This is a genomic window from Robertkochia aurantiaca, assembly GCF_020166495.1.
GTDB classification, from domain to species: domain Bacteria; phylum Bacteroidota; class Bacteroidia; order Flavobacteriales; family Flavobacteriaceae; genus Robertkochia; species Robertkochia aurantiaca.
The window spans coordinates 231,170-252,460 of the sequence record NZ_JAINZS010000004.1 but is presented as its reverse complement, the minus strand read 5'-3'; the positions used below and the strand labels follow the sequence as shown (position 1 = coordinate 252,460).

Here is a 21,291-nt window from a genome sequence, read left to right as displayed (position 1 = left end):
TTTTAGCAAGTGCGCAAAGATTTTAAATGCTTGTGCTACAAGAATCTAGGGAATTAACAAAGCTTTTTGTTTTCAGGAGCATCGTGTTGATCAGTTGTGATGAGGCTCTGAACTTCACGATAAAAGGTCTGTGGGTCATCGAGCTGCAGAAGCAGCTTATCATATTTTTTGGCGAAACCCATAACGCTGAGCACGGCGGGTTGCCGGAGGGTAAGTACGCAATTATGATGGGCGATAGTGCCAAGTGGCGAATGGTACCGTGTAAGTTTTCTCTTTTCTTCGTCTTTGCTGCTGATGGTAACTGCCTCGATGTTGTCGATCTCGATGATCCCTTCATTGATAAAGCCGTAGGGGATACAGATGTGCTTTTCTGTTACCTCTATGGGAAAATGCCGAAGTGAACGTAAAATGCTTAAGCATTGCAGGAGGGTGTAAAGGCTTATTGCAGTGATTATCCAGGCTGCGGTTTCGTTCCAGCGGGCAAGTAAAAGATGAAGCACAACGGTTTCGATTCCTGTGATGAGCAGGACCCCCAACCACAGGCTTGTTTCATTATTCCGGTGGTAATTAAAAGCTTTTCCTGTATGGCAGGGTTTGGTCCAGTTAAAGAAAGCGTAGTATATAACTGCTATCTCCTGGGCGAGCAATTTGCCGGGTATTCCCGGTAAGATTTCGGTCGCAGCCTGCTTTAATGCCGGATAAAATCCTGCGGTTTCTGAATGTGCCTGATATATTTTCCTGATCCGTAGGGCCTGGAAGAGCAATACTGAGATGAGTAACGTCTCCAGCAACGGGATTGCGTACGTATTGATTAAGGTAAGGGTCTGGCCGGACTCTGATCCCAAAAGCCGGTTTGCCGTGATTATTCCCAGACCTATCAGTGGGATCACGGTAATCATGGATATCTTTCGGTTTCTGATAATGATCCAATAGGTGACAGGGATGATCAGCAGCAGGTCGATAAGCAGTGCTGTCGAAAATTTGTTTAAAGGGTCAAATGCCCCGCCCTTTCCCAACATGAAAAGCAAGCCAATGGCCAACGCTGGCAGAAGAGGGAGGGCGTCAAAGGCAAATCGCATTGTTTTGTTCATAGGAGAACAGCTTTACAATGTTGGTATCTTTTGGCCTGTTTTTGTTACAGGCTATTTGTCTTTTTTTACTGCTGAAAACAGTATGGATTCGAGTATCGACAACAACAGGGAGAATAAGAGTGCCCACCAAATATTGTCTACCTGAAAGCCGCTTACCAGAGAATCAGCCAGCAGTATGATGATAGCGTTGATAATAAGAAGAAACAGTCCCAGGGTAAGTATGGTTACCGGTAAGGTCAGAATGACCAGAATGGGTTTCACTATAAAGTTTAATAGTCCCAAAACGAGCGCTACAATGATAGCGGTCATATAGCCGTCTACAGAGACGCCGGGAAGAATGCGTTCGAGTATGATCACCGCAAGTCCTGAAAGCAGGATTTTTATCAGAAATTTCATAGGTTGTTTATTTAGTGTGTCTTAAAGATAAAAAAAGCGCTACAATTTGTAGCGCTTTTTAAAATATGAAAGATTATAAAATCGATTATTCTACGAAAACTGCCGGGTAATAACCTGCATTGACTTCGGGAATACTGGCGTTGTAGCGCAGATTGATCTGGTCTATGATCTCGTTTGCGATCACGGCATAGCCACGTTGCGTTAGATGAACCCCGTCAAGAGAAAAGGCTCCTCCGGTACCGAACGTTGCGGTAATGGTGCCGCCGTCGTAAGGTATTCCTTGGCTGATCAGCTGATCGAAAAGAGAATCAACGTCTACCAGCGGAAGATCGAATTGTTGAGCCAGGGCCGCTATGGTATTGTTGTAGGCGGCTCTTACGGCTTCTATCTCGGCAACTTCCGTCATGGTTAATACCTGAGCGTCATTCAAGGGAACGGCAACTCCGATTACCGAAAGCGGGTTTGAAGGGTCGGCTAGTGTACCCAGTACCCGTGAAACAGGCAGTGGTAAAAGGTCTTCAGCAGTAGCTTGTCGCAGATTGACCAGGGCCGGGTTGAAACCGGTAAGGTCGGTCAGTGACTCATCTAAAATAACTACCGGGTTTTGTCCGGCCTGAAAACTGATGATTCTGCTGTCGGCTTCCTCTGCGCTGATCACCCCTCCGGCTTGAAGTTGTCGAATTCCTCCGTTGTAGGCCGCATAATTCTCATTCAGCAAGGCTGCGGTTCCTGCATCAAGCGGAATGGCATTGTAAGGAACAGTCGTGAAAAACGGAATGCCTGAAACGGCAGGAAGGTTCAGAACGATACCCTGAGCCCCGTTTGACGTGAGTCCCTGTAAAATTTGCTGGTAGACACCACCGAAAAGGGTAGGGTCAGTAATATCGTTACTGCCATATGTCTGCGGATTCAGGTTGCCGGTCTGGTTTACGCCTGTACCTCCGGAGGTGGCATAACCTAAAATATCATTGGCTCCGATCCAGAGGCTGAAAAAACTAGGGTCTTGAGCTACCGCATCTTCGAGAATGCTGGCATCGGGTGACGATGCCATACGAATGAAATAGGGATTGGCTGCAGTCGGGAAATTTCCGAGATTACCATACCCGTTGGCCAGCAGGTGGTAGCTTTTAGCACCGGGTACACCCATGTTGTTGAAGGGGCCTTCCAGTACATTGGTGATGTCTGTTGTCGGTTCTGCATCGAGGGTAACGGGAACGGGAGATCCGTTTTCGTTAAAGTTCAGCACCAGTCTCGGACTGCTGATCGTTTGTCCGTTTGCCAGAAGTCCTCCCGTGTTATCATTCACTAGTGGCTGGGTAAAAGCACCTCCTCCTGCGAGAGAGAACTGTTGGGCGATGATGTTCGGATATGAATTTATTTGCGCGTCTCTGTACAATGCTCCGTCGGCGAACCCGGCAGTCAGTGAGTTACCCAGGGCCACGTAAGTGGTCAGATCAGCTTCTCCGCTGCTGTAGAATCCTTCTTCGTTAACAGGGTCGTTGAATTCGGGCTGGCAGGCTGCGAATAATCCTGCCAGTAATGGTATATATAATGATCTTCTCATGAATATCTTTTTTAGAGTCTGTAAGTTACTCCCAGTCCGGGGATAAATGCATTGTTCTTATAAGTTCCCCCGAAGGAAACATTTTGTCCGTTTTCCTGATAAAAATCGTACGATTCGTTAACCTCATCAAAGTGAATGTAAAGGAAAGAAGCGTCGATAGCGAAGTGTTCGCTCAGGTTAAAGGTGAGTCCTCCTGTAAAGTTGTTCGAATCATTTCTGGGTGTTTCAGGAGCGAAGTACCGGCTTTGGATCGGTGACTCGTCGAAATAATACCCGCCTCTGAGAGTGAAACGCTCATTGGCCTTGTATTGCATACCGAAACGATAGCTGGTTGAATTCTTATAGTTCCTCGGATTTTCTGAAACCAGACCGTTGCTGAATTCCACATCGAGGCTCTGGTAAACATCCCAGAATACCCGGTTGATATCTACAGCCAGCAACCACTTTTCGTTTACCTGGTATGAGGCTCCAAAGGTCAGCTCAGCCGGAAGCGGCAGGCTGGCGTTGAAGGTTCCGTCTGAGAACTGTCCTTGCAGATTCGAAGGAATGTTTCTGAAGTCGGCTTCACCCTCTTCAGCATCGACGATGATCTCTGAGCGGTAGTTAACGCCAAGAGTGAATGCTGTGGTGGGTCTGAACATCAGTCCCAGATTATAACCCCAGGCAGTAATTCCGCTTTGGTTGATATTCACTCCAAGTCGTTCTCCTTCCACATTGGTGGTGCTACGGTCAAGATTTCTTGTAAAATCGACACTTCCGCTTACCAGTATAGCCCCCCCTCCGATACTCAACTTATCGGTTAACTTGACAGACAGGGTAGGCTGAAAAAAGATGGCCGCGAGGCTGATCTCATTGATCAGGTGAGAACCTTCCCAGTTGGTAGGGTACTCAACACTTGAGCCATAGGGCGTGTAAACAGCCATTCCGACGCTTGCCCATTCGTTTATTTTAAATGAGGCATAGGCGTTGAACGGGGTAGAAACCGGGCTTTCAGACTCGGTGTACCATCCGTATCTTTCGTTTTGAAATACAATGTTTGAATAAACCAGGTTCATCCCCACACTCGAAGTGAAAGAGTCTTCCAGAAAAGTGAGTCCGGCCGGGTTGAAAAAGGCCAGTTCAGAACTGTTGATCACTGCGACACCGGTATGCCCCATAGCCAATTGCTTTTGGCCTTGAAGTGCAATACGGTATCCTCCTGCATAGGCAGCAGCAGACATAAGCAAAAATATGACTGCTCCTGTAAGGAATTTCTTCATGCTTTTTGATTTTGAATTTTTAAGGTGCCCAAAAGTCACAATTATTTAATGATTATGCAACGAAATTACCAATTTAACAGGCGGCAGGCCTGATTTCGCTGGAGGTCAGCTTTTAAGAAAGGCTGACGAAAGTTCAAAAAATTCATCCGGTTTTTCAGCATGAAGCCAATGGCCTGCTCCTTCAATGCTTTTTATGTCTGATTCCGGAAAATGGGAACTGATATCTTTATGATCCTTCTCAGTTATATAATCAGAGCGATCTCCTTTAAGGAAAAGGGTGGGGCCGCTGAACCGATGATTCTCCGGAAGCGCTTGCCCGATATCTTCCTGGCTGGAAGCCAGAACCGGCAGGTTGAACCGGAAGCCGTATTCATCTTTGCCCTTTCGGTAGAGGTTTTTGAGTAGAAACTGGCGAATTCCCCATTCTTTTATATGTTTTTCCAAAGCAGAGGACGCCTCGTTTCGCGATGAAATCTTGTTCAGGTCGATCGACTGCAGGCCTTTGAAAATATGTTGGTGATGAGGTTCATAAGCTCTGGGGGCAATATCGGCTACCAGTAATTTTTCTGTTCTTTCAGGATGCTGACAGGCAAAGAACATGGCCGTTTTTCCACCCATGGAATGCCCGATCAGGGATGCCTTCTCAATGGAGTTTTCATCCATGTAAGCTTTCAGGTCTTTTACCATCAGGTCGTAGTCAAATTCCTTGCTGTGAAAACTTCTTCCGTGATTTCTCTGATCGAGCAGATGCACTTCGAAGCCGTTTTCTGCATAACTGCTTCCCAAGGTTTTCCAGTTGTCTGACATTCCCAGAAAACCATGTAAAATGATAAGGGGTTCCCCTTTTCCGAGTATTTTAGAATGTAGTACTTGCATGTGTTTATTTTAATCGTTCCAGATACATTTGAACCACGTTCTCCAGACCCAGGTAAAGCGATTCGGAAATAAGAGCATGCCCGATAGATACCTCCAGCAGGCCGGGAATATTTTCTTTAAAATATTTCAGGTTCTTCAGGTTAAGATCATGCCCGGCATTGAGTCCGATGCCCACTTCCCGGGCCTTTTCGGCAGCTTTGACAAAGGGAGCTATGCCTTTTTCTTTTTCTCCTTTGGCAAAATCGACCGCATATGATTCCGTATAGAGCTCCACCCGGTCGGTTCCGGTCTCCACTGCTGCTTCGACCATGTCGGGGTCGGGGTCAACGAAGATCGAAGTACGAATGCCGGCCTCTTTAAAGGTTCTGATAATATCGGTAAGATAATCGCGGTGTTTTACGGTGTTCCATCCGGCATTAGAGGTGATGGCATCCTCAGCATCAGGCACCAGTGTTACCTGGGTGGGAACCACCTGAAGTACGAGTTCTTTAAATGATTTGATAGGGTTGCCTTCGATGTTGAACTCTGTGTGAACCACTGTTTTCAGGTCTCTTGCGTCTTGGTAACGAATGTGTCGTTCGTCGGGCCTGGGGTGGATGGTGATTCCCTGGGCTCCGAAATTCTGTATGTCAACAGCGGCTTTCACTACGTTGGGGATATCACCGCCTCTCGAATTTCTCAGAGTGGCTATTTTATTGATATTTACACTTAGCTTGGTCATTGTTCTTATGTTTTAGCACAAAAATACAAAGGATTGACCGCCCGAATGTCTGTGGAAATGATTAATTTGCCGGTAGAATAACAGAGTCATGGAGATCAGGTCTTATATCAATAACGATGTGCTGCCCGTATTACCCAATTATCCCATCAAGATGATTGCAGGGATGTTTTCTTCCTGTACCAACTCCCACATTCCGGTGGTTGAAGAAAACAAGTTGCTGGGTAATATTTCAGAGGAGGATATGCAGGCTTTTGATCCTGACAAAAGGGTAAGCGATTACCTGTACGCACTCGATCTTTTCTTTGTGACAGAAAAGACCTTGTGGGTCGACGTGCTGGAGGCCTTTGCCCGTAATAATGCCAATGTCATGCCTGTGCTTGACAGCGATGGGAATTATCTGGGCTTTTATGACCTGGTGGATATTGTGGGGATATTTAAAGATACTCCTTTTTTAAATGAATCAGGAGGCGTGCTGGTGATTGAAAAAGGAAAGGCTGATTACAGCTTCAGCGAGATCGCCCAAATAGTTGAGAGCAATGACGGTCGCCTTTTGGGGGCGTTCATTTCAGATCTCGAAAACGACAGGGTACAGGTAACCCTGAAAATTGCCTCCTCAGGACTTAATGAGATCCTGCAAACTTTCAGAAGATATAATTACCAGGTTATTTCTGAAGCTGAAGATGATCGCTATATCGAGAGCCTGAGACAGCGTTCAGATTACCTGAGGCGCTATTTGGATATATGATGTTCCCGGGTCTTTGGGTTGCTTTACATGATTTTTGGTTGGCTAATTGCTTTTTATGTCCGAACATTGTGATGTAGAACTATTAAATCTCTTTCATTTTGAAGATAGGTATTTACGGTCAGTATTACCGTGAAGATAAGACAGAGTGTGTTTTGAATCTCCTCGACGAGCTTCGCAACATCGATGCGACCGTTCATATTGAAAAGGGTTATCTCGAAATACTTCGCGATCATTTCGATATCGCTGATACCTACCAGACCTTCTCAGACTTTTCTGATCTTGACAATTCGTATGATCTTTTTTTCAGTGTCGGGGGCGACGGTACCATACTCAGAACCATATTATATGTAAGAGACCTGGATATCCCGATACTGGGTATCAACACAGGGCGACTCGGCTTTTTGGCCACGGTTCAGAAAGAAGATATCAAAAAAACGGTAGAGGTGATCAGTAAAGGAGAATTCAGGGTCAAACGCCGTGCATTGCTGCAGATTACCACAGATCCCGGTATAGAGGATCAGGCTGAGGTTAATTTTGCCCTCAATGAGGTTGCGATAAGCAGAAAGAATACCACTTCGATGATCACTGTGGCTACATGGCTTGACGGGGAGTACCTGACCTCGTACTGGGCAGACGGGTTGATCGTTTCAACGCCTACGGGTTCTACCGGCTATTCGTTGAGTTGCAACGGACCGGTGATCACGCCGAGTACCGATGCTTTTGTGTTGACACCCATCGCGCCTCATAACCTGAACGCCCGTCCGCTGGTTATACCCGATAATACCAAGATTCGTCTTAAGGTAAGCGGCAGGGAGGAAAATTACCTGGTGTCTCTCGACAGCCGTATCGCTACACTGTCAAATACTACCGAAATTTTTATTGAGAAGGCACCCTTTACAGTAAAAATGGTCGACCTGGAAGACCAAAGTTTCCTGAAAACCCTGAGAAATAAGCTTCTTTGGGGAGAAGATCGGCGTAATTGATCGGAATCATCTCAAAAAATACAATAAAATCTCACAATAATTGTTTAACTAGCAGATTCGTCAATATGATATTGCCTTTAGAATATCATAATGTATATATTTGCAAACTTTGAAGTGTATGAGAATCAAACTTTTTGCCATACTACTGTTCTTAACCTGCTTCGCCTCTGCCCAAACCTATGAAATAGGTGCGTTTGCAGGGGGTAGTAACTATATCGGTGATGTCGGTCCGACCACTTATATAAACCCGAACAGTGTGGCCATTGGTGGCCTGGCAAAATGGAATCTCAGCAACCGCTACTCTTACAGGCTCAGCGTAATCTATACGCAGTTACAGTCAGATGATGCCGATTCAGAGAACTCTGCCCGGCAACAGCGTGACTTTAGCTTTGAGAACGACCTGCTGGAGGTGTCGGTTGGAATGGAGTTTAATTTTGTAGAATTTAATCTTCATGACTTCAGTAATCCGGTTACTCCTTATATCTATGGTGGGGTTTCTTATGTGCGCTACAACGATCTCTATTTTGAAGGCAATACAGCCGAGCATAATAGAAATAAAAGTACATTTGCGATCCCGATGGCCCTGGGTGTGAAAGGGAAAATCGGAACGCGTTTTGTTCTCGGAGGAGAGATTGGTGCCAGGTATACCTTCACCAATAATCTCGATGGGAGTGATCCGGGTACACAGGATGTGGGAATAAATCCTGTGAGGTTTGGAAATAGTTTTAGTGATGACTGGTTCGTATTTACCGGGGTGACCCTGACCTACACCTTTGGTAAGAAGCCATGTTATTACTGCTTTGATTGACGAATGATGAATGAGAAACTGATTAACAAGGAAAATTTACCCAAACACATTGCGATCATTATGGATGGCAACGGCCGCTGGGCCAAGAGTAAGGGTAAACTGCGCATTTTCGGCCATGAGAACGGCACCAAGTCGGTGCGGGAGGTGGTAGAGGCCAGTGCTGAGATCGGTATCGAAAACCTGACGCTTTATGCCTTCTCTACCGAGAACTGGAAGCGCCCTAAACTGGAGGTCGATACCCTTATGAAGCTCCTGGTGTCTTCCCTTCGGAAGGAACTGCACACCCTTGTTGACAACGACATTCGTCTGAATGCAATAGGCAAATTAGACGCCCTCCCGGAAAAAGCTCATCAGGAACTTCTCGAGGTCATTCAAAAAACAAGAAATAACAAGCGTATGACGCTTACTCTTGCCCTGAGCTATGGTTCAAGGGAAGAGATAAAAAATGCCGTAAAACAGCTGGCCTCTAAAGTTAAAAATAACCTAATGTCTCTCGATGATATCGATGATACGGTTATTAATAAACATCTTTATACCCATGATCTGCCCGATGTCGACCTACTGATACGTACCAGTGGTGAACATCGAATAAGTAACTTTTTGTTATGGCAGATCGCTTATGCCGAGCTGTATTTTACTGAAGTTCTGTGGCCTGACTTTAAGAAGGAACATCTCTTTCAGGCTATAGAGAATTATCAAAACAGAGAACGCAGATTTGGAAAAACAAGCGAACAACTTAACTAAGAATATCATGCTTAACCGATATTTGGGTGTATTTTATTTACTACTACTATGCTTTCTGATTACCTCAACCCAAACCTTTGCCCAGGAAACCACTTATGACCAGGGAAAAGAATACATACTTGGAGGTTTGGAAGTCACCGGACTTAAAAGTTTTAACGAACAAACCGTAGTTACCTATACGGGACTTCGTGTCGGACAGGAAATCACCATTCCCGGACAAGAGATCAGCGACGTGATCAGCAAGCTTTGGGGTCTTCAGTTGTTCAGCGATATAGAATTCTACATCACAGATATACAGGGTGACAAGGTATTTCTGGAACTTTCCATTCAGGAACTTCCGAATTTGTCTGATGTTAAGATAAACGGAATCAAAGAGCGAAAGGTGGAAGACCTGCTCACTGAAGCCGATATCAAAAAAGGGAAAAAGGTGACCGAAGGCTTTCTGGCCAATACCCGTAACTACCTGGTCAATAAGTACAAGAAGAAGGGATACCTGAATACCAAGGTTAATATCAATACCATACCCGATACCACCGAGGCCAACGCCGTGAAAATGGTGGTGAATATAGACCTGGGAGAGAAGGTTAAGATCGATGAGATCGATTTCATAGGGAATGAAAAGCTTTCAGACCGGAAGCTGAAGAAATCCATGAAGAATACCAAGGAGAAATTCTTCGGTCGCTTCTGGAAAAAATCCAAATTCATCCCGGAAGATTACGAAACAGACCTCAGTGCACTGATCGATACCTATAAGGAGAACGGATACCGCGATGCCCGTGTTTTGAGTGACAGTATCATTTATAATGACGATAATTCGATCAGTCTTGACATTAATATCGAAGAAGGAGACCGCTATTATTTCGGAGATATCGATTTTGTGGGTAACTCTGCATACAGCGATGAGGCTCTTAAAGGCTTCCTCGGGATAAATAAAGGAGACACCTATAATGGGGTACTGCTGGCAAAACGTATTGAAGACAATACCAAGCCCGATGCAGAAACCATCAACAACCTCTACCAGAACAACGGTTACCTCTTTTCGCAGATCAACGTGGTGGAGACCTCTGCTCAGAATGACACCATAGACTTTGAAATTCGCATCATTGAAGGTAAAGAAGCGTATCTGAATAACGTGCGAGTGGTTGGAAATGATAAGACCAATGACCACGTTATCTACAGGGAACTGCGTACGAGACCCGGTCAGCTCTATTCTAAAGACCGTATTGTGAGAAGTATCAGGGAACTTGGACAACTTGGGTTCTTCGATCCTGAGACCATTACGCCTGATATTCAGAATCCGAACCCACAAACCGGTACGGTTGATCTGCAGTATAATGTAGAGGAAAAAGGTTCCTCTCAGATAGAGCTGCAAGGTGGTTACGGCGGGGGTGGCTTTATCGGTACCCTGGGGCTTTCGTTCAGTAACTTTGCCATTAAAGACCTCTTTAACGGGGAAGCTTATAAGCCGGTTCCTATGGGAGACGGACAAAGACTTTCATTAAGGTTGCAAGCCAGCCGTTTTTTCCAGACCTATAGTTTCTCTTTTTCTGAGCCCTGGCTGGGAGGTAAAAAACCGGTTCAGTTCTCAACCTCACTTTCACGTACCCTGCAGTTCCGATTTAACCCTATAACAGGAGAAGCCGACCGGGATCAGCGCTTTGTGATCACAGGTATTACACTGGGTCTGGCAAAAAGATTGCGTTGGCCTGACGACAGCTTTCAGCTCTCTCACGCTCTGAGTTTTCAGAATTACGATTTCCAGAATTACGACATAGGTCTGTTTCCGTTCCCGAACGGATATTCGAGAAACCTTTCATATACCGTGGCACTTACGCGAAACAACACTGCCGTAAACCCGATCTTCCCTACAAGGGGTTCATTGTGGTCGATCAGTGCTAAGGTCACACCACCTTATTCATGGTTCAACGGTGTTGATTATGCCGGCCTGGAAGATGATCCGGATTTTCAGCGTCTGAATTTACAGGGAGAGCCCGTTCCTGATGAAGAAAAGATCGGGCAGGAAAGATTTAAATGGCTCGAATTTTACAAGATCAAGTTCAGCGGAACCTGGTATACCAGAATTGTGGATGACCTGGTGTTAAAAAGCCTTGGAGAATTTGGTTTCCTTGGTGCATACAATCAGGACAGAGGTGTGATTCCGTTAGAGCGTTTCTTCCTCGGAGGTGACGGTCTTGGAAACTTTACCCTCGATGGTCGTGAGAATATTCAGTTAAGAGGATATCCCAATAACTCCCTTTCAGGACGATTGGGGGCAACGGTTTACAATAAGTTCTCCCTTGAATTAAGGTATCCGATCACCCTGAAACCAACCGCGTCTATCTTTGCGCTGACCTTCCTGGAAGGTGGAGCTTCATTTGATGGATTCGAAGATTATAACCCATTCGACCTTAAGCGTTCAGCCGGTCTGGGTGTGAGAATCTTCATGCCTGCCTTTGGTTTGCTCGGTATTGATTTCGGGTACGGTTTCGACAACATTCCCGGCGATACACAACCAAGCGGATGGCAAACTCACTTTATCATCGGACAACAATTTTAAACCGTTTTGGCACGATATTTTCTATACATGATCGTTGTTAATTGTTTAGAGCTGTTTACATTTGTGCAAATACCGCGATGATGGTAACGAAAAAAAACATACGACATAAGGTTCTTTTTACGGTGCTTTTCGGCTTCTCCATGCTTGTGGCACAGGCCCAGACTCAGAGGAGTGTGAGGATCGGATATGTCGATATGGAATACATTCTTCAGAACGTTGATGAATATCAGATGGCAAACGAATTGCTGGAGAAGAAGGCACAACGCTGGAAGGAAGAGATCGATGAACAGCAGCAGGCGATCAAACAAATGCGCGCTGATCTGAACGCTGAAAAGGTTCTGCTCACCACTGAGTTGGTCGAAGAACGCAAAGCGGAAATCGATGCCCTGGAGGCTGAGATGCTCGATTATCAACAGGATCGTTTTGGTCCGCAGGGAGATCTTGTAAGGCAACGTGGTCAACTTGTCAAACCGATACAGGACCAAGTCTTTATCGCAGTACAGGAACTGGCTGCAGCCAAGCGTTACGATTTTATTTTTGATAAATCTGCCGACGTGGTTATGCTGTATTCAGATCGAAGATTCGATGTGAGCGACCAGGTACTTCGCAGTATTGATATCAACCGCAAGCGGAACGAGGAAGAAGGGAAGCCTAATGAAGCCCTCGAAGTGATCAAAGAACTCGATCCTGATCTCAAGGCGAAACAGGATGAGTATGAGCAGAAGAAGATCGACAGAGAAGAAGCCCTGGAAGAGAAAAGACAGGAAAAGCTGAAAGAAATAGAAGCCCGAAAAAAGGCCTACGAAGAGCGACGCAGAAAACTGCTTGAAGAAAGAGAGAAGCGGCGTAAGGCTCGGGAAGCTGAGCGAAATGAGAAAGAAAAAGACACTACCAATACGGGTAGTCTTATTTAATAAACCGATAATACGTAATTCAATTTTAGAAATTTAGAACACCATGAAACACTTAAAGACATTAGTAATTGCAGTTGTCCTTGCAGTAGGAACCGTGAGCTTTGCCAGTGCCCAGAGCAAAGTAGCCCATATCGATGTTCAAAAACTGTTGACCGAAATGCCCGAAATGAAAGCAGCTCAGGCAGAGCTTGAGAAATTGGGTAAGACTTATGAGGCTGATATCAGAACTACTTATCAGGAACTGCAAAACAAGTCGCAGCTTTACAAAAACGAAGCCAATGCTCAGTCTCAGGAAGAAAACACAAAGAGAATGCAGGAGCTGGCCAGTATGGAACAAAATATCATGCAGGCCGAGCAACAGGCAAGACAAGAGATCAATAAAAAGAAGCTTGAGCTGATGGAACCAATCCTTCAAAAGGCTAACGATGCTATTCAAAAAGTAGGTCGTGCTCAGGGCTTTGACTATGTGCTGGATGCATCTGCTGGTTCAGGTGTGATTCTTGCAGACGGAAAAGATATCACTGACGATGTGAAAAAGGAACTTGGATTCTAATAAATTTTAGTATCCTTTTGAAAAACCGGCTGTATCTCAGCCGGTTTTTTTATTTTTAGAAATATGAACCCGAATCCCATAGGTGTATTTGATTCAGGCATCGGCGGACTCACCATTTGGAAAGAGATCAATGAGTTGTTGCCGTTCGAATCGACCATTTACCTGGCCGACAGCGCAAATGCGCCTTACGGAGAGCGGTCTCCCGAGGCTATACTTGAGTTGAGCAGGGCCAATACCAGAAGGTTGATGGATTTGGGCTGTAAGCTCATTGTGGTCGCCTGTAATACAGCTACCACCAACGCTATTGAAGAACTCAGAGCTGAGTTTTCTGTGCCGTTCATCGGGATAGAACCTGCCATTAAACCCGCCGGGCTTCAGTCCAGATCAGGAACCATTGGTGTGTTGGCGACCCGGGGTACGCTGGCGAGTTCGCTATTCAGTAAAACCGCCAGGACCTACCTGAAAGATATACAGATCATTCAGCAATATGGAGACGGGCTCGTTCCTCTTATCGAAAGTGATCAGATCGAAAGCGATACCATGACCCTCTTGTTGAATCGTTATCTGCAGCCTATGATACGTTCAGGGGCAGATCATGTAGTATTGGGTTGTACCCACTATCCCTTGCTTACTGAGCGTATCAAAAGAATCATGCCTGAAGGAATTACCATTGTTGATAGCGGTAAGCCCGTAGCCCGTCAAACCCTTAACGTGCTTCGATCGTACGATCTGCTTTCAGGTCTTTCGAATGAACCGGTTCATCGCTTCCTGACTTCGGGTGATCCAGTTTTACTGAAGCGCTTTCTATTGCGTTTTGAAAGACATGAAGATCCCCAACTTGTGGTTACCTCAGTTTAACCGGTCTTCCATTTTTGTCCCCATATCTCTATTTTTGCCCGTCTTGATTCCGGTGTTTTTTCACCTGCGTCATAGTCCAGTATGATGCGCTTTACCTTTTGTCTTTTTCCCGGAAGGTCGTATGACATACTGCTTCCGCCTTCAGGAATGATCAAAGCTCCCGTTGTCTTGTAGGTTTTCTCACCGCCGTCTTCCATCTCTGCACGAAACCCTCTGAACGAGACGCTTCCCTGAATACACTTAAGCATGATCCTGCTGATCTCTTTTTCCGCCCCGTTCAGGGTGATCACATCTTCTTCATTTGTATAGGAAACGGTTTTAGAGGCGATCAATATCCATTCCTCATCACTTTCCTGCTGGGCAAACAACGGAAAGAGAAAAAATAAAAGTATGGCTGTGAACTGATATGTGCGATCGAATTTCATAAAAATCAAACAACCCCTTTAAAATAACATAAATAACTGAAATAGAACACATTAAGTTTTAAGAGTATTTGGCAATTATCGAGTTGACGCTTCCTAGGTATGATGCGCCGAAAAGATTTAAATGAACCAGGAGGTAGTATAGCTGCCAGATATCTGTTCTTTCCCGCCAGTTCCCTTCCGGGGGAAAGAGCGCTTCGTAATGTTGGTAGACCTGAGATGAAAATCCTCCGAAGAGTTGCATCATGGCCAGGTCCATCTCCCTTGGGGCATACGATACTGCAGGATCGATCAGGCATGGTGATCCTGTTTCATCTGTCATATGATTTCCTCCCCAGAGATCTCCATGCACCAGTGAAGGTTTTTCATCGGGAATCAATTTTTCCAAACGAACATAGAAGGATTCGTTCAACCTGAGAGAAAATCCACGGTCATGAGCCATTTTTACCTGCGGCTCTATTCGCTCGGAGATGTAGAATGAGGAAGCTTTTTGATGGCGGGTGTTGCTTTGAGGCAGACTACCTATATAATTGTCTGTAGTTAATCCGAACTGATCTGATGATTTCCGGTGCATTTTCTGAAGTTTGAAAGCGAATTCTTCCCAGAAATCGTCCTTCTTCCCACCTTCTGAGATATATTCCAGCACCAGGTATGATTGTTGGTTAATTTTTCCTTCTGTAAGCACATCGGGCACTCTGAAAGAGTTCGTTCTTCTGATCTCTTTCAGGCCTTTTGCTTCAGCCTTGAACATCCCTGGAAACCGGGAGGCGTCGTTGAGTTTGACCACTGCAGACCTGTCATGGGGCAGGGAAAGCAGGTAGACCTGGTTGATATCTCCCCCGCTTAATGGTTTATAGCCTCTGATTTCTGTATCAAGGGCTTTCTGGATGATCCCGATAAGCTGTTTTTGCATGACATCTATCTCTTTCTGAGGTAGGTAAGATAGGTAAATGCATAATTATGCCGCTCGTCTTTCGGGTGAAACTCGCTGGCTGTCAATTCCCAATTATCAGGATCTATCTCCGGAAAATAGGCGTCTGCATCGAAAGAACCGTGTACCCGTGTCAATTCGATTTTTTCTGCGTAAGGCAACGCGAGTTTATAAATTTCGCCACCCCCTATAACGAAGGGCTGAGGGTCGTCTGAAGCTACTTTAAAAGCTTCCTCCAGGTCATTGACCACAGTGGCTCCTTCAGCGACATAACCCTCCTGGCGGGTAATCACGATATGCTTGCGGTTAGGCAGCAGCCCCGGGAAGCTTTCAAAGGTTTTGCGACCCATGATAATCGCATGCCCGGAGGTGATCCTTTTAAATCTTTTAAAATCTTCAGGAAGGTGCCAGACCAGATCGTTGTCTTTTCCCAGTGCATTGTTTTCGGCAGCTGCCGCAATCATCGTTATCATTGGCCGGTATCTTCTTTTTTATCAGATGGAAGCGGATAGTCTTTTTTTACCTCTTCCTCGATCTTTTTTATCTTCTCTTGTTGAATTTCGATGAGTCTCTCCCGTTGCATTCTTTCCCATTCCCTGCCCAGGAAAGGATGCGTGATATAGACATTGATGGCATGTATCAGCAGGATGAACAACCAGGCCGATATTCCCCAGAAATACCAGTCATATTGTTCGCCGTAATTCAATACTTTATTAAAAACCACCATAAAAAGACTTCCGACAAGAAAGATGACGAAATGGTAATAAAGTCTTTTTTTGTCTTTAATGCGCTCTTGTGCCCTTTCAAGCATTTCATGCTGACTTTTGAGATTCGATTGATCGGTGGTGGTTTTCATGACATCAGGCTGTTACGGGATTTCGTACAAAGTTAAAAATTAATACCTGTAAGTTTTGCAGTGCAGGCTGAAAAAAATAATTTTAAGTACTTTATAACCTCATGGAAAAGAGTCGTTTTACCTCATCTGAATTTTCTGTTACAGATCACTCTGTTTACCTGGATACACCCTCCAACGGTTTAATGAGCAATACCGTGAGAAAGTGGCGTGAATTTCATGAAGAGCGTATTTACAGATTCGGTAGAGACGAAGTGTTTCGGGAATCCGATCCGCTGGAACAAACACGTAGAGAAGTGGCATCATTTTTTGATGCTCCCGCAAAAGGGGTCGTTCTTCTGCCCAACTTTTCATTCGGTATGAAAGTGCTCACCGGGGGTCTGGATAAACGAATGAAGGTGCTACTGCTCGAAGATGACTATCCGTCGGTGAACTGGCCGTTTGAAGCCGGGGGATTTAAAGCGTTGGTAAAGGCCAGGGTCAATAATGATCCGGAAGACCTGATCAGGGAATACCTGCATCGACACAAGCCCGATATTTTTGCTTTCAGTTTGGTGCAATATACTGATGGTTTGTTAATGGGACCTGAATTCACGAAAACACTGAAAGAGGAATTTCCTGACCTGATTATAGTGGCAGATGGTACGCAATACTGCGGTACTTACAGCTTGTCTTTTGTTGATAGTGGTATTGATGTGTTGGGGGCCAGCGGTTATAAGTGGCTCATGGCAGGTTATGGCAATGGTTTTATGTGTTTCAGTGACCGTATGCATTCCTTGTTATATCCCTGGAGTCTGCAGCTCCCGCCACGAACTGAACCATTTCTAAAGGGGAAGAATCACCTCACCAATCACTTTGAGCCGGGTCACCTTGATACTCTGGCGGCAGGCAGCCTGGGTGCGGCACTGCGGTTTCTGGATGAGACCCCGGAAGCCAAAAGGGAAGAAAAATTAAAACGGCTGTCTGAGCATGCTCATAAACTTTATGCAGAACGTGGATTGCTGCAGCCCCGTATCGCCCACAGAAAGAGCCACAGCACTATCTTTAGCCTTCCAGACAGTGCGGTGATCAGGCAAAGATTCGATGCTCACAATATAGCCTACTCGGTAAGAAAGGGTCGGGTACGTATAGGTTTTCACCTTTATAATCATCTGAACGATGTGGAAATTGTGGCTGAACTTGCCGGTTATGTTGACGATTTCTGATTTTATCACCATGGATATTGTAATTATTTCCCAAGGGTTAAGAGAATTTTACGAAATCGGTAATTATTTGATAGTGTGTTGCTTAAGTTGATTTTAATACATTCTTTTGTCTGCAAACAACAACTATAAAAAATTCTTTTACCCATGGCAATTTCAAAACAGTATTTAAAAAGCAAACCCGTTTGTAAGGTAACCTTCACTGTACCTGCAGAGTCTGCCAATGAAGTGGCAGTTGTAGGAGATTTCAATGACTGGAACCCGAAGGGAGCTATGTTGAAAAAGCTTAAAAATGGTAATTTCAAAGGAGCTTTCAACCTGCCTGCAGATAACAGTTACGAATTCAGATATCTCGTTGACGGAGAATATATCAACGAATCTGAGGCAGATGGTTTCCGTTGGAATGACTATGCCGGCAGTGAAAATGCTGTTCTGGCGCTTTAATCAGCGTTAACCGGAGATAATCTCAGCAAACTCCCGATAGAAATTCTTTACGGCGGTAAGGTCGAAGGAACTGTCTGTCGGGAGTATTGCACCTCTCCAATTATCTGAAGAGACCCATTTCCCGTCACCCGGAGGCGGCATCCCTTTTGTTTTTTCCGCATCTTTATCTGCTAACGAAGAGGCATAAAAATAGGGCAGATGGTAAATGTTGTCTGCAATGGTATATCCCATACTCAGACCTTTTGAATGATCTCCGGATTCCGCATATGAGAGCATTCCTGTATCGAAGTGATGCGGCCATACCCTCACCGGAGAATGTTTCATATTCGAAAGGTGTTCGCCGATCTCCTGAAGCGCTTTCTGCGCGATATTGCGCTCTTCCACCAGTTGTAAAATCATTTTTTCTTCATCGCTGTCTACACTGATAAAGGTATCGAATTCTGTATTCAGGGAATAACCGTTGTCATGGTTCAGTCGCCCGGCATCCAGTGAGAATTGACTGAGGCTTTCACGTAACCAGGCATCGATGCCGCTTTTTTCAAGTCCCAGGAGATCTACCTCCAGAGTACGATCTCCCCCATGCATACGCATCATGATATCGGGATAGTTCAGTTCCAGCAGTACGCCTTCAACCGATTTCGAGAATAATGCACTTTCTGCTATTGACCAGGAGAGACTGGATTGGCTGTCATCGGGTTTTTTTTCCAGGAAACTGTTGTTAAAGCTAGCCAGAAATTGAGCCAGGTGATGAAATTTGCTCTGTATGGCATTGATCTGTTCAGTCATGACGAGGTGATTTTGACACCTTTCCAAAAGGCAATGTGGTCTTTTATTTCTTTGGCTGCGTCTTTTGGCTCCGGATAGTACCAGGCAGCATCTTTATTCATGTCTCCATCAACTTCGATATGGTAGTACGACGCCTTTCCTTTCCAGGGGCAGGTAGAGGTGGTTTCGCTTTCTTTGAGGTAGGTGTCATTCACTGAATCCGGGGGGAAATAGTGATTGTTTTCAACTACCTTGGTCTGGTCGCTTTCGGCGATAACTGTGTCTTTCCAAATTGCTTTCATGTTCACCTTCTTTTAAAAATATAGTTCTTGTAGGCTTCGTCGTCAGTACCGAAAATTTCTGTGATCACCAGGTCAGACTGCCCTGCCAGCCACCTGACGGTGTCATCATCGTACTTTTGAGATATTTCTGTATGTATGGTTTCCCATGCCTTAAAATGCACCTCGAGGGAGATCTTCTTTAGTTGTACCGTCATTGGTTCCTTTGCTACCAGAAAACTCTTTGCGGTACCTGTCTCAGGGTTATAGGTTTCCCAGTGCAAAAAATTATCAGGCTCAAAGTCAGCGTCGAGTTCCCGGTTGATCCTGACAAGCAAATTCTTGTTGAATGCTGCCGTGATACCTGTGTTGTCATTATAGGCATCGAGGATCACCTGTGGATGTTTCTTCTGATCGAAACCCATAAACAGCAGATCATCTTCTCCCATGCTGTCTCTGATATTTTTCAGGAAATCAATAGCTTTTTTATGCATAAGGTTCCCGATGTTCGAGCCCAGAACCATGATGATCTTACGGCGTTTGTTGTAGCCTGCAAGGTCCTGCAACACTTTAAAGTACATCCCTTGTCTGCTGGTAACCTGCAAGCCCGGCAGTTCTTCCTTTAAAGATGCTTTCAGAGAGTCGAGCACATTCTGGCTGATGTCTATAGGGGTGTAATGAAAATCAAGCCCTTTCTCCATAAAGTGCTTCAGAAGAATTTTAGTCTTTTTACCATCTCCTGCACCAAGTTCTATCAGGTCGAATCCGCCAAAAGCATCAAATACCTTGCTTAGCTTTTCCTTGTGTTTCTTCAGGATCTGGAATTCAGCTCTGGTGAGATAATACTCGGGCATGTCCATGATCTTCTGAAAGAGTTCATCGCCTGTCTTATCGTAGATATATTTAGAGGGTAGTTTTTTCGGATATGCGGTCAGTCCGCTGAACACATCTTCTTCCAGGGTGCTCATAAATGTTCGGGTTGATTTCAATTCATTGTTATTTATTTCGCCAGACGTATTCCCGTATATTGCCACCTCAGATGCGGATGAAAGAAATTCCTGTAGGTATACCGGCTGTGATTTTTAGAGGTAGCTACAGAACTTCCCCTGAGAACCTTTTGGTTTACCATGAACTTTCCGTTGTATTCTCCTAAGGCTCCGGTATCCTTTTTAAATCCGGGATATGGCAGATAGGCGCTTTCGGTCCACTCCCAGCGTTTTCCCCAGTCAAAATAATCCTGGGCTATCTCCCATTCAAATTCGGTCGGCAGGCGTAATTCTTTCCATTGGGCAAAAGCAAAGGCTTCGTAATAGGAAACATGAGTAAGCGGGGCCTCAGGATCGATGGGTTTGAGCCCTTTCAGGGTATAATGCTGCCATTCTCCGTCTATGAAATGCCAGTACTTAGGAGCTTTCACCTGGTTGGTGTTGACCCAGTCCCAGCCTTCAGCATGCCAGTAGTTGAAGTCGTTATAACCTCCTGCATTCATGAATTCAAGATATTCCTCGTTGGTGACCAATTTGTTCGAGATCTTATAGGGATGCAGGTATACTTTATGTCTGCCCAATTCATTGTCGAAACAGAAGCCCCGGGTTACGTGACCGATCTCATAGACACCCTCAGGTATTTTCACCCACTTCTGTCGCTGCTTTTCAATTTTATGTTCCTCGAAGGTTTCAGAGTATTTCGGAAAAAGCGGATTGCTGCCCAGAATATATTTGATATCAGTGATCAGAAGCTCCTGATGTTGTTTTTCATGATGCATGCCAATCTCTACCACTCTTTTGACTTCTTCTGTGAGATTGTCTTCCAGGAATTCTGAAAGTTGATTGGTGATATAATCCCGATAACGATAAACCTCCTCGACCGAAGGGCGGGTAAGATTGCCCCGGTTGGGTCGTAAGACCCTTTTTCCAACGGTTTCATAATAGCTGTTGAAAATAAAGGCGAAATCTTCATCGAATATTTCATAGCCCGGTTTGAACTTCTTAAGTACGAACTCTTCGAAAAACCAGGTAGTATGACCCAGGTGCCATTTAGGCGGAGAAACATCAACCACGGGTTGAACCACGTAATCTTCGAATTTCAGGGGCGCACAGATCTCGTCAGTGGCCTGCCTGGTCTGGAGGAACTCCCGAACAATTTGATTGGTTACGATCATACAATTCTTCATCTTATCTTCTTAAAAATAAGGATTTTAATTGTAATGTTAATGCCTTTGTCTGCTGATGATATTTTATTACGTCAAAGAACCCCTTAAGAGCTTCTTACAGAGGCTTTCCTCCTGATCAGCTTTTAGTCCTGACAGCTGGGATTATTAAAGCAGT

Annotated in this window: 24 protein-coding genes; 10 read left to right on the top strand and 14 right to left on the bottom strand. The window is 45.0% G+C overall.

The window, feature by feature from the left end:
• Window positions 1-53: 53 nt before the first annotated feature.
• The 6 genes from K7R10_RS06895 to K7R10_RS06870 all read right to left on the bottom strand — a co-directional run bounded on the left by K7R10_RS06895 (window position 54) and on the right by K7R10_RS06870 (window position 5,907).
• Window positions 54-1,091 carry a hypothetical protein gene (locus K7R10_RS06895; RefSeq protein WP_224483948.1) on the bottom strand — a complete coding sequence of 346 codons (1,038 nt, stop codon included), beginning with the start codon at window positions 1,089-1,091 and terminating at the stop codon, window positions 54-56.
• 51 nt (window positions 1,092-1,142) lie between these two features.
• Window positions 1,143-1,487 carry a phage holin family protein gene (locus K7R10_RS06890; protein ID WP_224483947.1) on the bottom strand — a complete coding sequence of 115 codons (345 nt, stop codon included), beginning with the start codon at window positions 1,485-1,487 and terminating at the stop codon, window positions 1,143-1,145.
• Window positions 1,488-1,572: 85 nt separating this feature from the next.
• Window positions 1,573-3,051 carry an SGNH/GDSL hydrolase family protein gene (locus K7R10_RS06885; protein ID WP_224483946.1) on the bottom strand — a complete coding sequence of 493 codons (1,479 nt, stop codon included), beginning with the start codon at window positions 3,049-3,051 and terminating at the stop codon, window positions 1,573-1,575.
• An 11-nt stretch (window positions 3,052-3,062) separates the two neighbouring features.
• A complete protein-coding gene (locus K7R10_RS06880; RefSeq protein WP_224483945.1) occupies window positions 3,063-4,310 on the bottom strand; it encodes an OmpP1/FadL family transporter in 1,248 nt (415 codons plus the stop codon).
• 105 nt (window positions 4,311-4,415) lie between these two features.
• Window positions 4,416-5,186 (bottom strand): alpha/beta fold hydrolase, encoded by a 771-nt coding sequence (locus tag K7R10_RS06875; protein WP_224483944.1) that lies wholly within the window; start codon window positions 5,184-5,186, stop codon window positions 4,416-4,418.
• A gap of 4 nt (window positions 5,187-5,190) precedes the next feature.
• The gene (locus K7R10_RS06870; protein WP_224483943.1) at window positions 5,191-5,907 is read right to left on the bottom strand and encodes a pyridoxine 5'-phosphate synthase; all 717 of its coding nucleotides are present in this window, start codon (window positions 5,905-5,907) and stop codon (window positions 5,191-5,193) included.
• An 88-nt stretch (window positions 5,908-5,995) separates the two neighbouring features.
• Between K7R10_RS06870 and K7R10_RS06865 the strand changes: the two genes are divergently transcribed.
• From K7R10_RS06865 to murI, 8 genes are all read left to right on the top strand, one after another.
• Complete coding sequence (locus tag K7R10_RS06865; RefSeq protein WP_224483942.1) at window positions 5,996-6,652, top strand: CBS domain-containing protein; 657 nt, start codon at window positions 5,996-5,998, stop codon at window positions 6,650-6,652.
• Between the two features lie 98 nt (window positions 6,653-6,750).
• Window positions 6,751-7,635, top strand: coding sequence for an NAD kinase (locus K7R10_RS06860; protein ID WP_224483941.1), 885 nt, complete (start codon window positions 6,751-6,753; stop codon window positions 7,633-7,635).
• Between the two features lie 118 nt (window positions 7,636-7,753).
• Window positions 7,754-8,443: a type IX secretion system protein PorG gene (gene porG, locus K7R10_RS06855; protein ID WP_224483940.1), complete on the top strand. Its 690-nt coding sequence runs from the start codon at window positions 7,754-7,756 to the stop codon at window positions 8,441-8,443.
• 6 nt (window positions 8,444-8,449) lie between these two features.
• Window positions 8,450-9,187 carry an undecaprenyl pyrophosphate synthase gene (gene uppS / locus K7R10_RS06850; RefSeq protein WP_370631308.1) on the top strand — a complete coding sequence of 246 codons (738 nt, stop codon included), beginning with the start codon at window positions 8,450-8,452 and terminating at the stop codon, window positions 9,185-9,187.
• Window positions 9,188-9,194: 7 nt separating this feature from the next.
• Window positions 9,195-11,744: an outer membrane protein assembly factor BamA gene (gene bamA, locus K7R10_RS06845; protein WP_224483938.1), complete on the top strand. Its 2,550-nt coding sequence runs from the start codon at window positions 9,195-9,197 to the stop codon at window positions 11,742-11,744.
• A 77-nt stretch (window positions 11,745-11,821) separates the two neighbouring features.
• Window positions 11,822-12,658 (top strand): OmpH/Skp family outer membrane protein, encoded by an 837-nt coding sequence (locus K7R10_RS06840; RefSeq protein WP_370631301.1) that lies wholly within the window; start codon window positions 11,822-11,824, stop codon window positions 12,656-12,658.
• A 43-nt stretch (window positions 12,659-12,701) separates the two neighbouring features.
• Window positions 12,702-13,211 carry an OmpH/Skp family outer membrane protein gene (locus K7R10_RS06835; protein ID WP_224483937.1) on the top strand — a complete coding sequence of 170 codons (510 nt, stop codon included), beginning with the start codon at window positions 12,702-12,704 and terminating at the stop codon, window positions 13,209-13,211.
• A gap of 63 nt (window positions 13,212-13,274) precedes the next feature.
• Complete coding sequence (murI, locus tag K7R10_RS06830; RefSeq protein ID WP_224483936.1) at window positions 13,275-14,069, top strand: glutamate racemase; 795 nt, start codon at window positions 13,275-13,277, stop codon at window positions 14,067-14,069.
• On the opposite strand, the gene K7R10_RS06825 is transcribed toward murI, so the two are convergent.
• The 4 genes from K7R10_RS06825 to K7R10_RS06810 are packed head-to-tail and all read right to left on the bottom strand — an operon-like array spanning window position 14,066 to window position 16,278.
• Window positions 14,066-14,494 (bottom strand): DUF2541 family protein, encoded by a 429-nt coding sequence (locus K7R10_RS06825; RefSeq protein WP_224483935.1) that lies wholly within the window; start codon window positions 14,492-14,494, stop codon window positions 14,066-14,068. The genes murI and K7R10_RS06825 overlap by 4 nt on opposite strands.
• A gap of 58 nt (window positions 14,495-14,552) precedes the next feature.
• Window positions 14,553-15,404 (bottom strand): fructosamine kinase family protein, encoded by an 852-nt coding sequence (locus K7R10_RS06820; RefSeq protein ID WP_224483934.1) that lies wholly within the window; start codon window positions 15,402-15,404, stop codon window positions 14,553-14,555.
• A gap of 5 nt (window positions 15,405-15,409) precedes the next feature.
• The gene (locus tag K7R10_RS06815) at window positions 15,410-15,895 is read right to left on the bottom strand and encodes a dihydrofolate reductase (RefSeq protein ID WP_224483933.1); all 486 of its coding nucleotides are present in this window, start codon (window positions 15,893-15,895) and stop codon (window positions 15,410-15,412) included.
• Window positions 15,892-16,278 carry a 2TM domain-containing protein gene (locus K7R10_RS06810; RefSeq protein ID WP_224483932.1) on the bottom strand — a complete coding sequence of 129 codons (387 nt, stop codon included), beginning with the start codon at window positions 16,276-16,278 and terminating at the stop codon, window positions 15,892-15,894. Before K7R10_RS06810 ends, K7R10_RS06815 begins: the two co-directional genes overlap by 4 nt.
• A gap of 101 nt (window positions 16,279-16,379) precedes the next feature.
• On the opposite strand from K7R10_RS06810, the gene K7R10_RS06805 reads away from it, so the two are divergent.
• A complete protein-coding gene (locus tag K7R10_RS06805) occupies window positions 16,380-17,480 on the top strand; it encodes an aminotransferase class V-fold PLP-dependent enzyme (protein ID WP_224483931.1) in 1,101 nt (366 codons plus the stop codon).
• Between the two features lie 144 nt (window positions 17,481-17,624).
• Complete coding sequence (locus K7R10_RS06800; protein ID WP_224483930.1) at window positions 17,625-17,921, top strand: isoamylase early set domain-containing protein; 297 nt, start codon at window positions 17,625-17,627, stop codon at window positions 17,919-17,921.
• Window positions 17,922-17,927: 6 nt separating this feature from the next.
• Here K7R10_RS06800 and K7R10_RS06795 read toward each other — a convergent pair whose 3' ends face one another.
• Genes K7R10_RS06795 through egtB form a run of 4 tightly spaced genes read right to left on the bottom strand, consistent with a single transcriptional unit; the run spans window position 17,928 to window position 21,125 of the window.
• The gene (locus K7R10_RS06795; RefSeq protein WP_224483929.1) at window positions 17,928-18,707 is read right to left on the bottom strand and encodes a hypothetical protein; all 780 of its coding nucleotides are present in this window, start codon (window positions 18,705-18,707) and stop codon (window positions 17,928-17,930) included.
• Window positions 18,704-18,988: a DUF427 domain-containing protein gene (locus K7R10_RS06790; protein WP_224483928.1), complete on the bottom strand. Its 285-nt coding sequence runs from the start codon at window positions 18,986-18,988 to the stop codon at window positions 18,704-18,706. The genes K7R10_RS06795 and K7R10_RS06790 overlap by 4 nt, the downstream gene beginning before the upstream one ends.
• 2 nt (window positions 18,989-18,990) lie before the next feature.
• Window positions 18,991-19,953 (bottom strand): L-histidine N(alpha)-methyltransferase, encoded by a 963-nt coding sequence (locus K7R10_RS06785; RefSeq protein WP_370631300.1) that lies wholly within the window; start codon window positions 19,951-19,953, stop codon window positions 18,991-18,993.
• 11 nt (window positions 19,954-19,964) lie between these two features.
• Entirely contained in the window at window positions 19,965-21,125 is a 1,161-nt protein-coding gene (gene egtB / locus K7R10_RS06780) for an ergothioneine biosynthesis protein EgtB (protein ID WP_224484314.1), read from the bottom strand.
• Window positions 21,126-21,291: the final 166 nt, after the last annotated feature.

What these genes read in the sequence shown, in the direction of transcription:
- K7R10_RS06790 (WP_224483928.1), bottom strand. Translation starts at nt 18,988, where the DNA reads ATGAAAGCAATTTGGAAAGACACAGTTATCGCCGAAAGCGACCAGACC.
- K7R10_RS06880 (WP_224483945.1), bottom strand. Translation starts at nt 4,310, where the DNA reads ATGAAGAAATTCCTTACAGGAGCAGTCATATTTTTGCTTATGTCTGCT.
- K7R10_RS06870 (WP_224483943.1), bottom strand. Translation starts at nt 5,907, where the DNA reads ATGACCAAGCTAAGTGTAAATATCAATAAAATAGCCACTCTGAGAAAT.
- K7R10_RS06825 (WP_224483935.1), bottom strand. Translation starts at nt 14,494, where the DNA reads ATGAAATTCGATCGCACATATCAGTTCACAGCCATACTTTTATTTTTT.
- K7R10_RS06895 (WP_224483948.1), bottom strand. Translation starts at nt 1,091, where the DNA reads ATGAACAAAACAATGCGATTTGCCTTTGACGCCCTCCCTCTTCTGCCA.
- K7R10_RS06820 (WP_224483934.1), bottom strand. Translation starts at nt 15,404, where the DNA reads ATGCAAAAACAGCTTATCGGGATCATCCAGAAAGCCCTTGATACAGAA.
- K7R10_RS06810 (WP_224483932.1), bottom strand. Translation starts at nt 16,278, where the DNA reads ATGAAAACCACCACCGATCAATCGAATCTCAAAAGTCAGCATGAAATG.
- K7R10_RS06835 (WP_224483937.1), top strand. Translation starts at nt 12,702, where the DNA reads ATGAAACACTTAAAGACATTAGTAATTGCAGTTGTCCTTGCAGTAGGA.
- K7R10_RS06875 (WP_224483944.1), bottom strand. Translation starts at nt 5,186, where the DNA reads ATGCAAGTACTACATTCTAAAATACTCGGAAAAGGGGAACCCCTTATC.
- K7R10_RS06885 (WP_224483946.1), bottom strand. Translation starts at nt 3,051, where the DNA reads ATGAGAAGATCATTATATATACCATTACTGGCAGGATTATTCGCAGCC.
- bamA (WP_224483938.1), top strand. Translation starts at nt 9,195, where the DNA reads ATGCTTAACCGATATTTGGGTGTATTTTATTTACTACTACTATGCTTT.
- murI (WP_224483936.1), top strand. Translation starts at nt 13,275, where the DNA reads ATGAACCCGAATCCCATAGGTGTATTTGATTCAGGCATCGGCGGACTC.
- K7R10_RS06865 (WP_224483942.1), top strand. Translation starts at nt 5,996, where the DNA reads ATGGAGATCAGGTCTTATATCAATAACGATGTGCTGCCCGTATTACCC.
- K7R10_RS06800 (WP_224483930.1), top strand. Translation starts at nt 17,625, where the DNA reads ATGGCAATTTCAAAACAGTATTTAAAAAGCAAACCCGTTTGTAAGGTA.
- K7R10_RS06805 (WP_224483931.1), top strand. Translation starts at nt 16,380, where the DNA reads ATGGAAAAGAGTCGTTTTACCTCATCTGAATTTTCTGTTACAGATCAC.
- K7R10_RS06840 (WP_370631301.1), top strand. Translation starts at nt 11,822, where the DNA reads ATGATGGTAACGAAAAAAAACATACGACATAAGGTTCTTTTTACGGTG.
- K7R10_RS06795 (WP_224483929.1), bottom strand. Translation starts at nt 18,707, where the DNA reads ATGACTGAACAGATCAATGCCATACAGAGCAAATTTCATCACCTGGCT.
- K7R10_RS06890 (WP_224483947.1), bottom strand. Translation starts at nt 1,487, where the DNA reads ATGAAATTTCTGATAAAAATCCTGCTTTCAGGACTTGCGGTGATCATA.
- uppS (WP_370631308.1), top strand. Translation starts at nt 8,450, where the DNA reads ATGAATGAGAAACTGATTAACAAGGAAAATTTACCCAAACACATTGCG.
- egtB (WP_224484314.1), bottom strand. Translation starts at nt 21,125, where the DNA reads ATGATCGTAACCAATCAAATTGTTCGGGAGTTCCTCCAGACCAGGCAG.
- porG (WP_224483940.1), top strand. Translation starts at nt 7,754, where the DNA reads ATGAGAATCAAACTTTTTGCCATACTACTGTTCTTAACCTGCTTCGCC.
- K7R10_RS06815 (WP_224483933.1), bottom strand. Translation starts at nt 15,895, where the DNA reads ATGATAACGATGATTGCGGCAGCTGCCGAAAACAATGCACTGGGAAAA.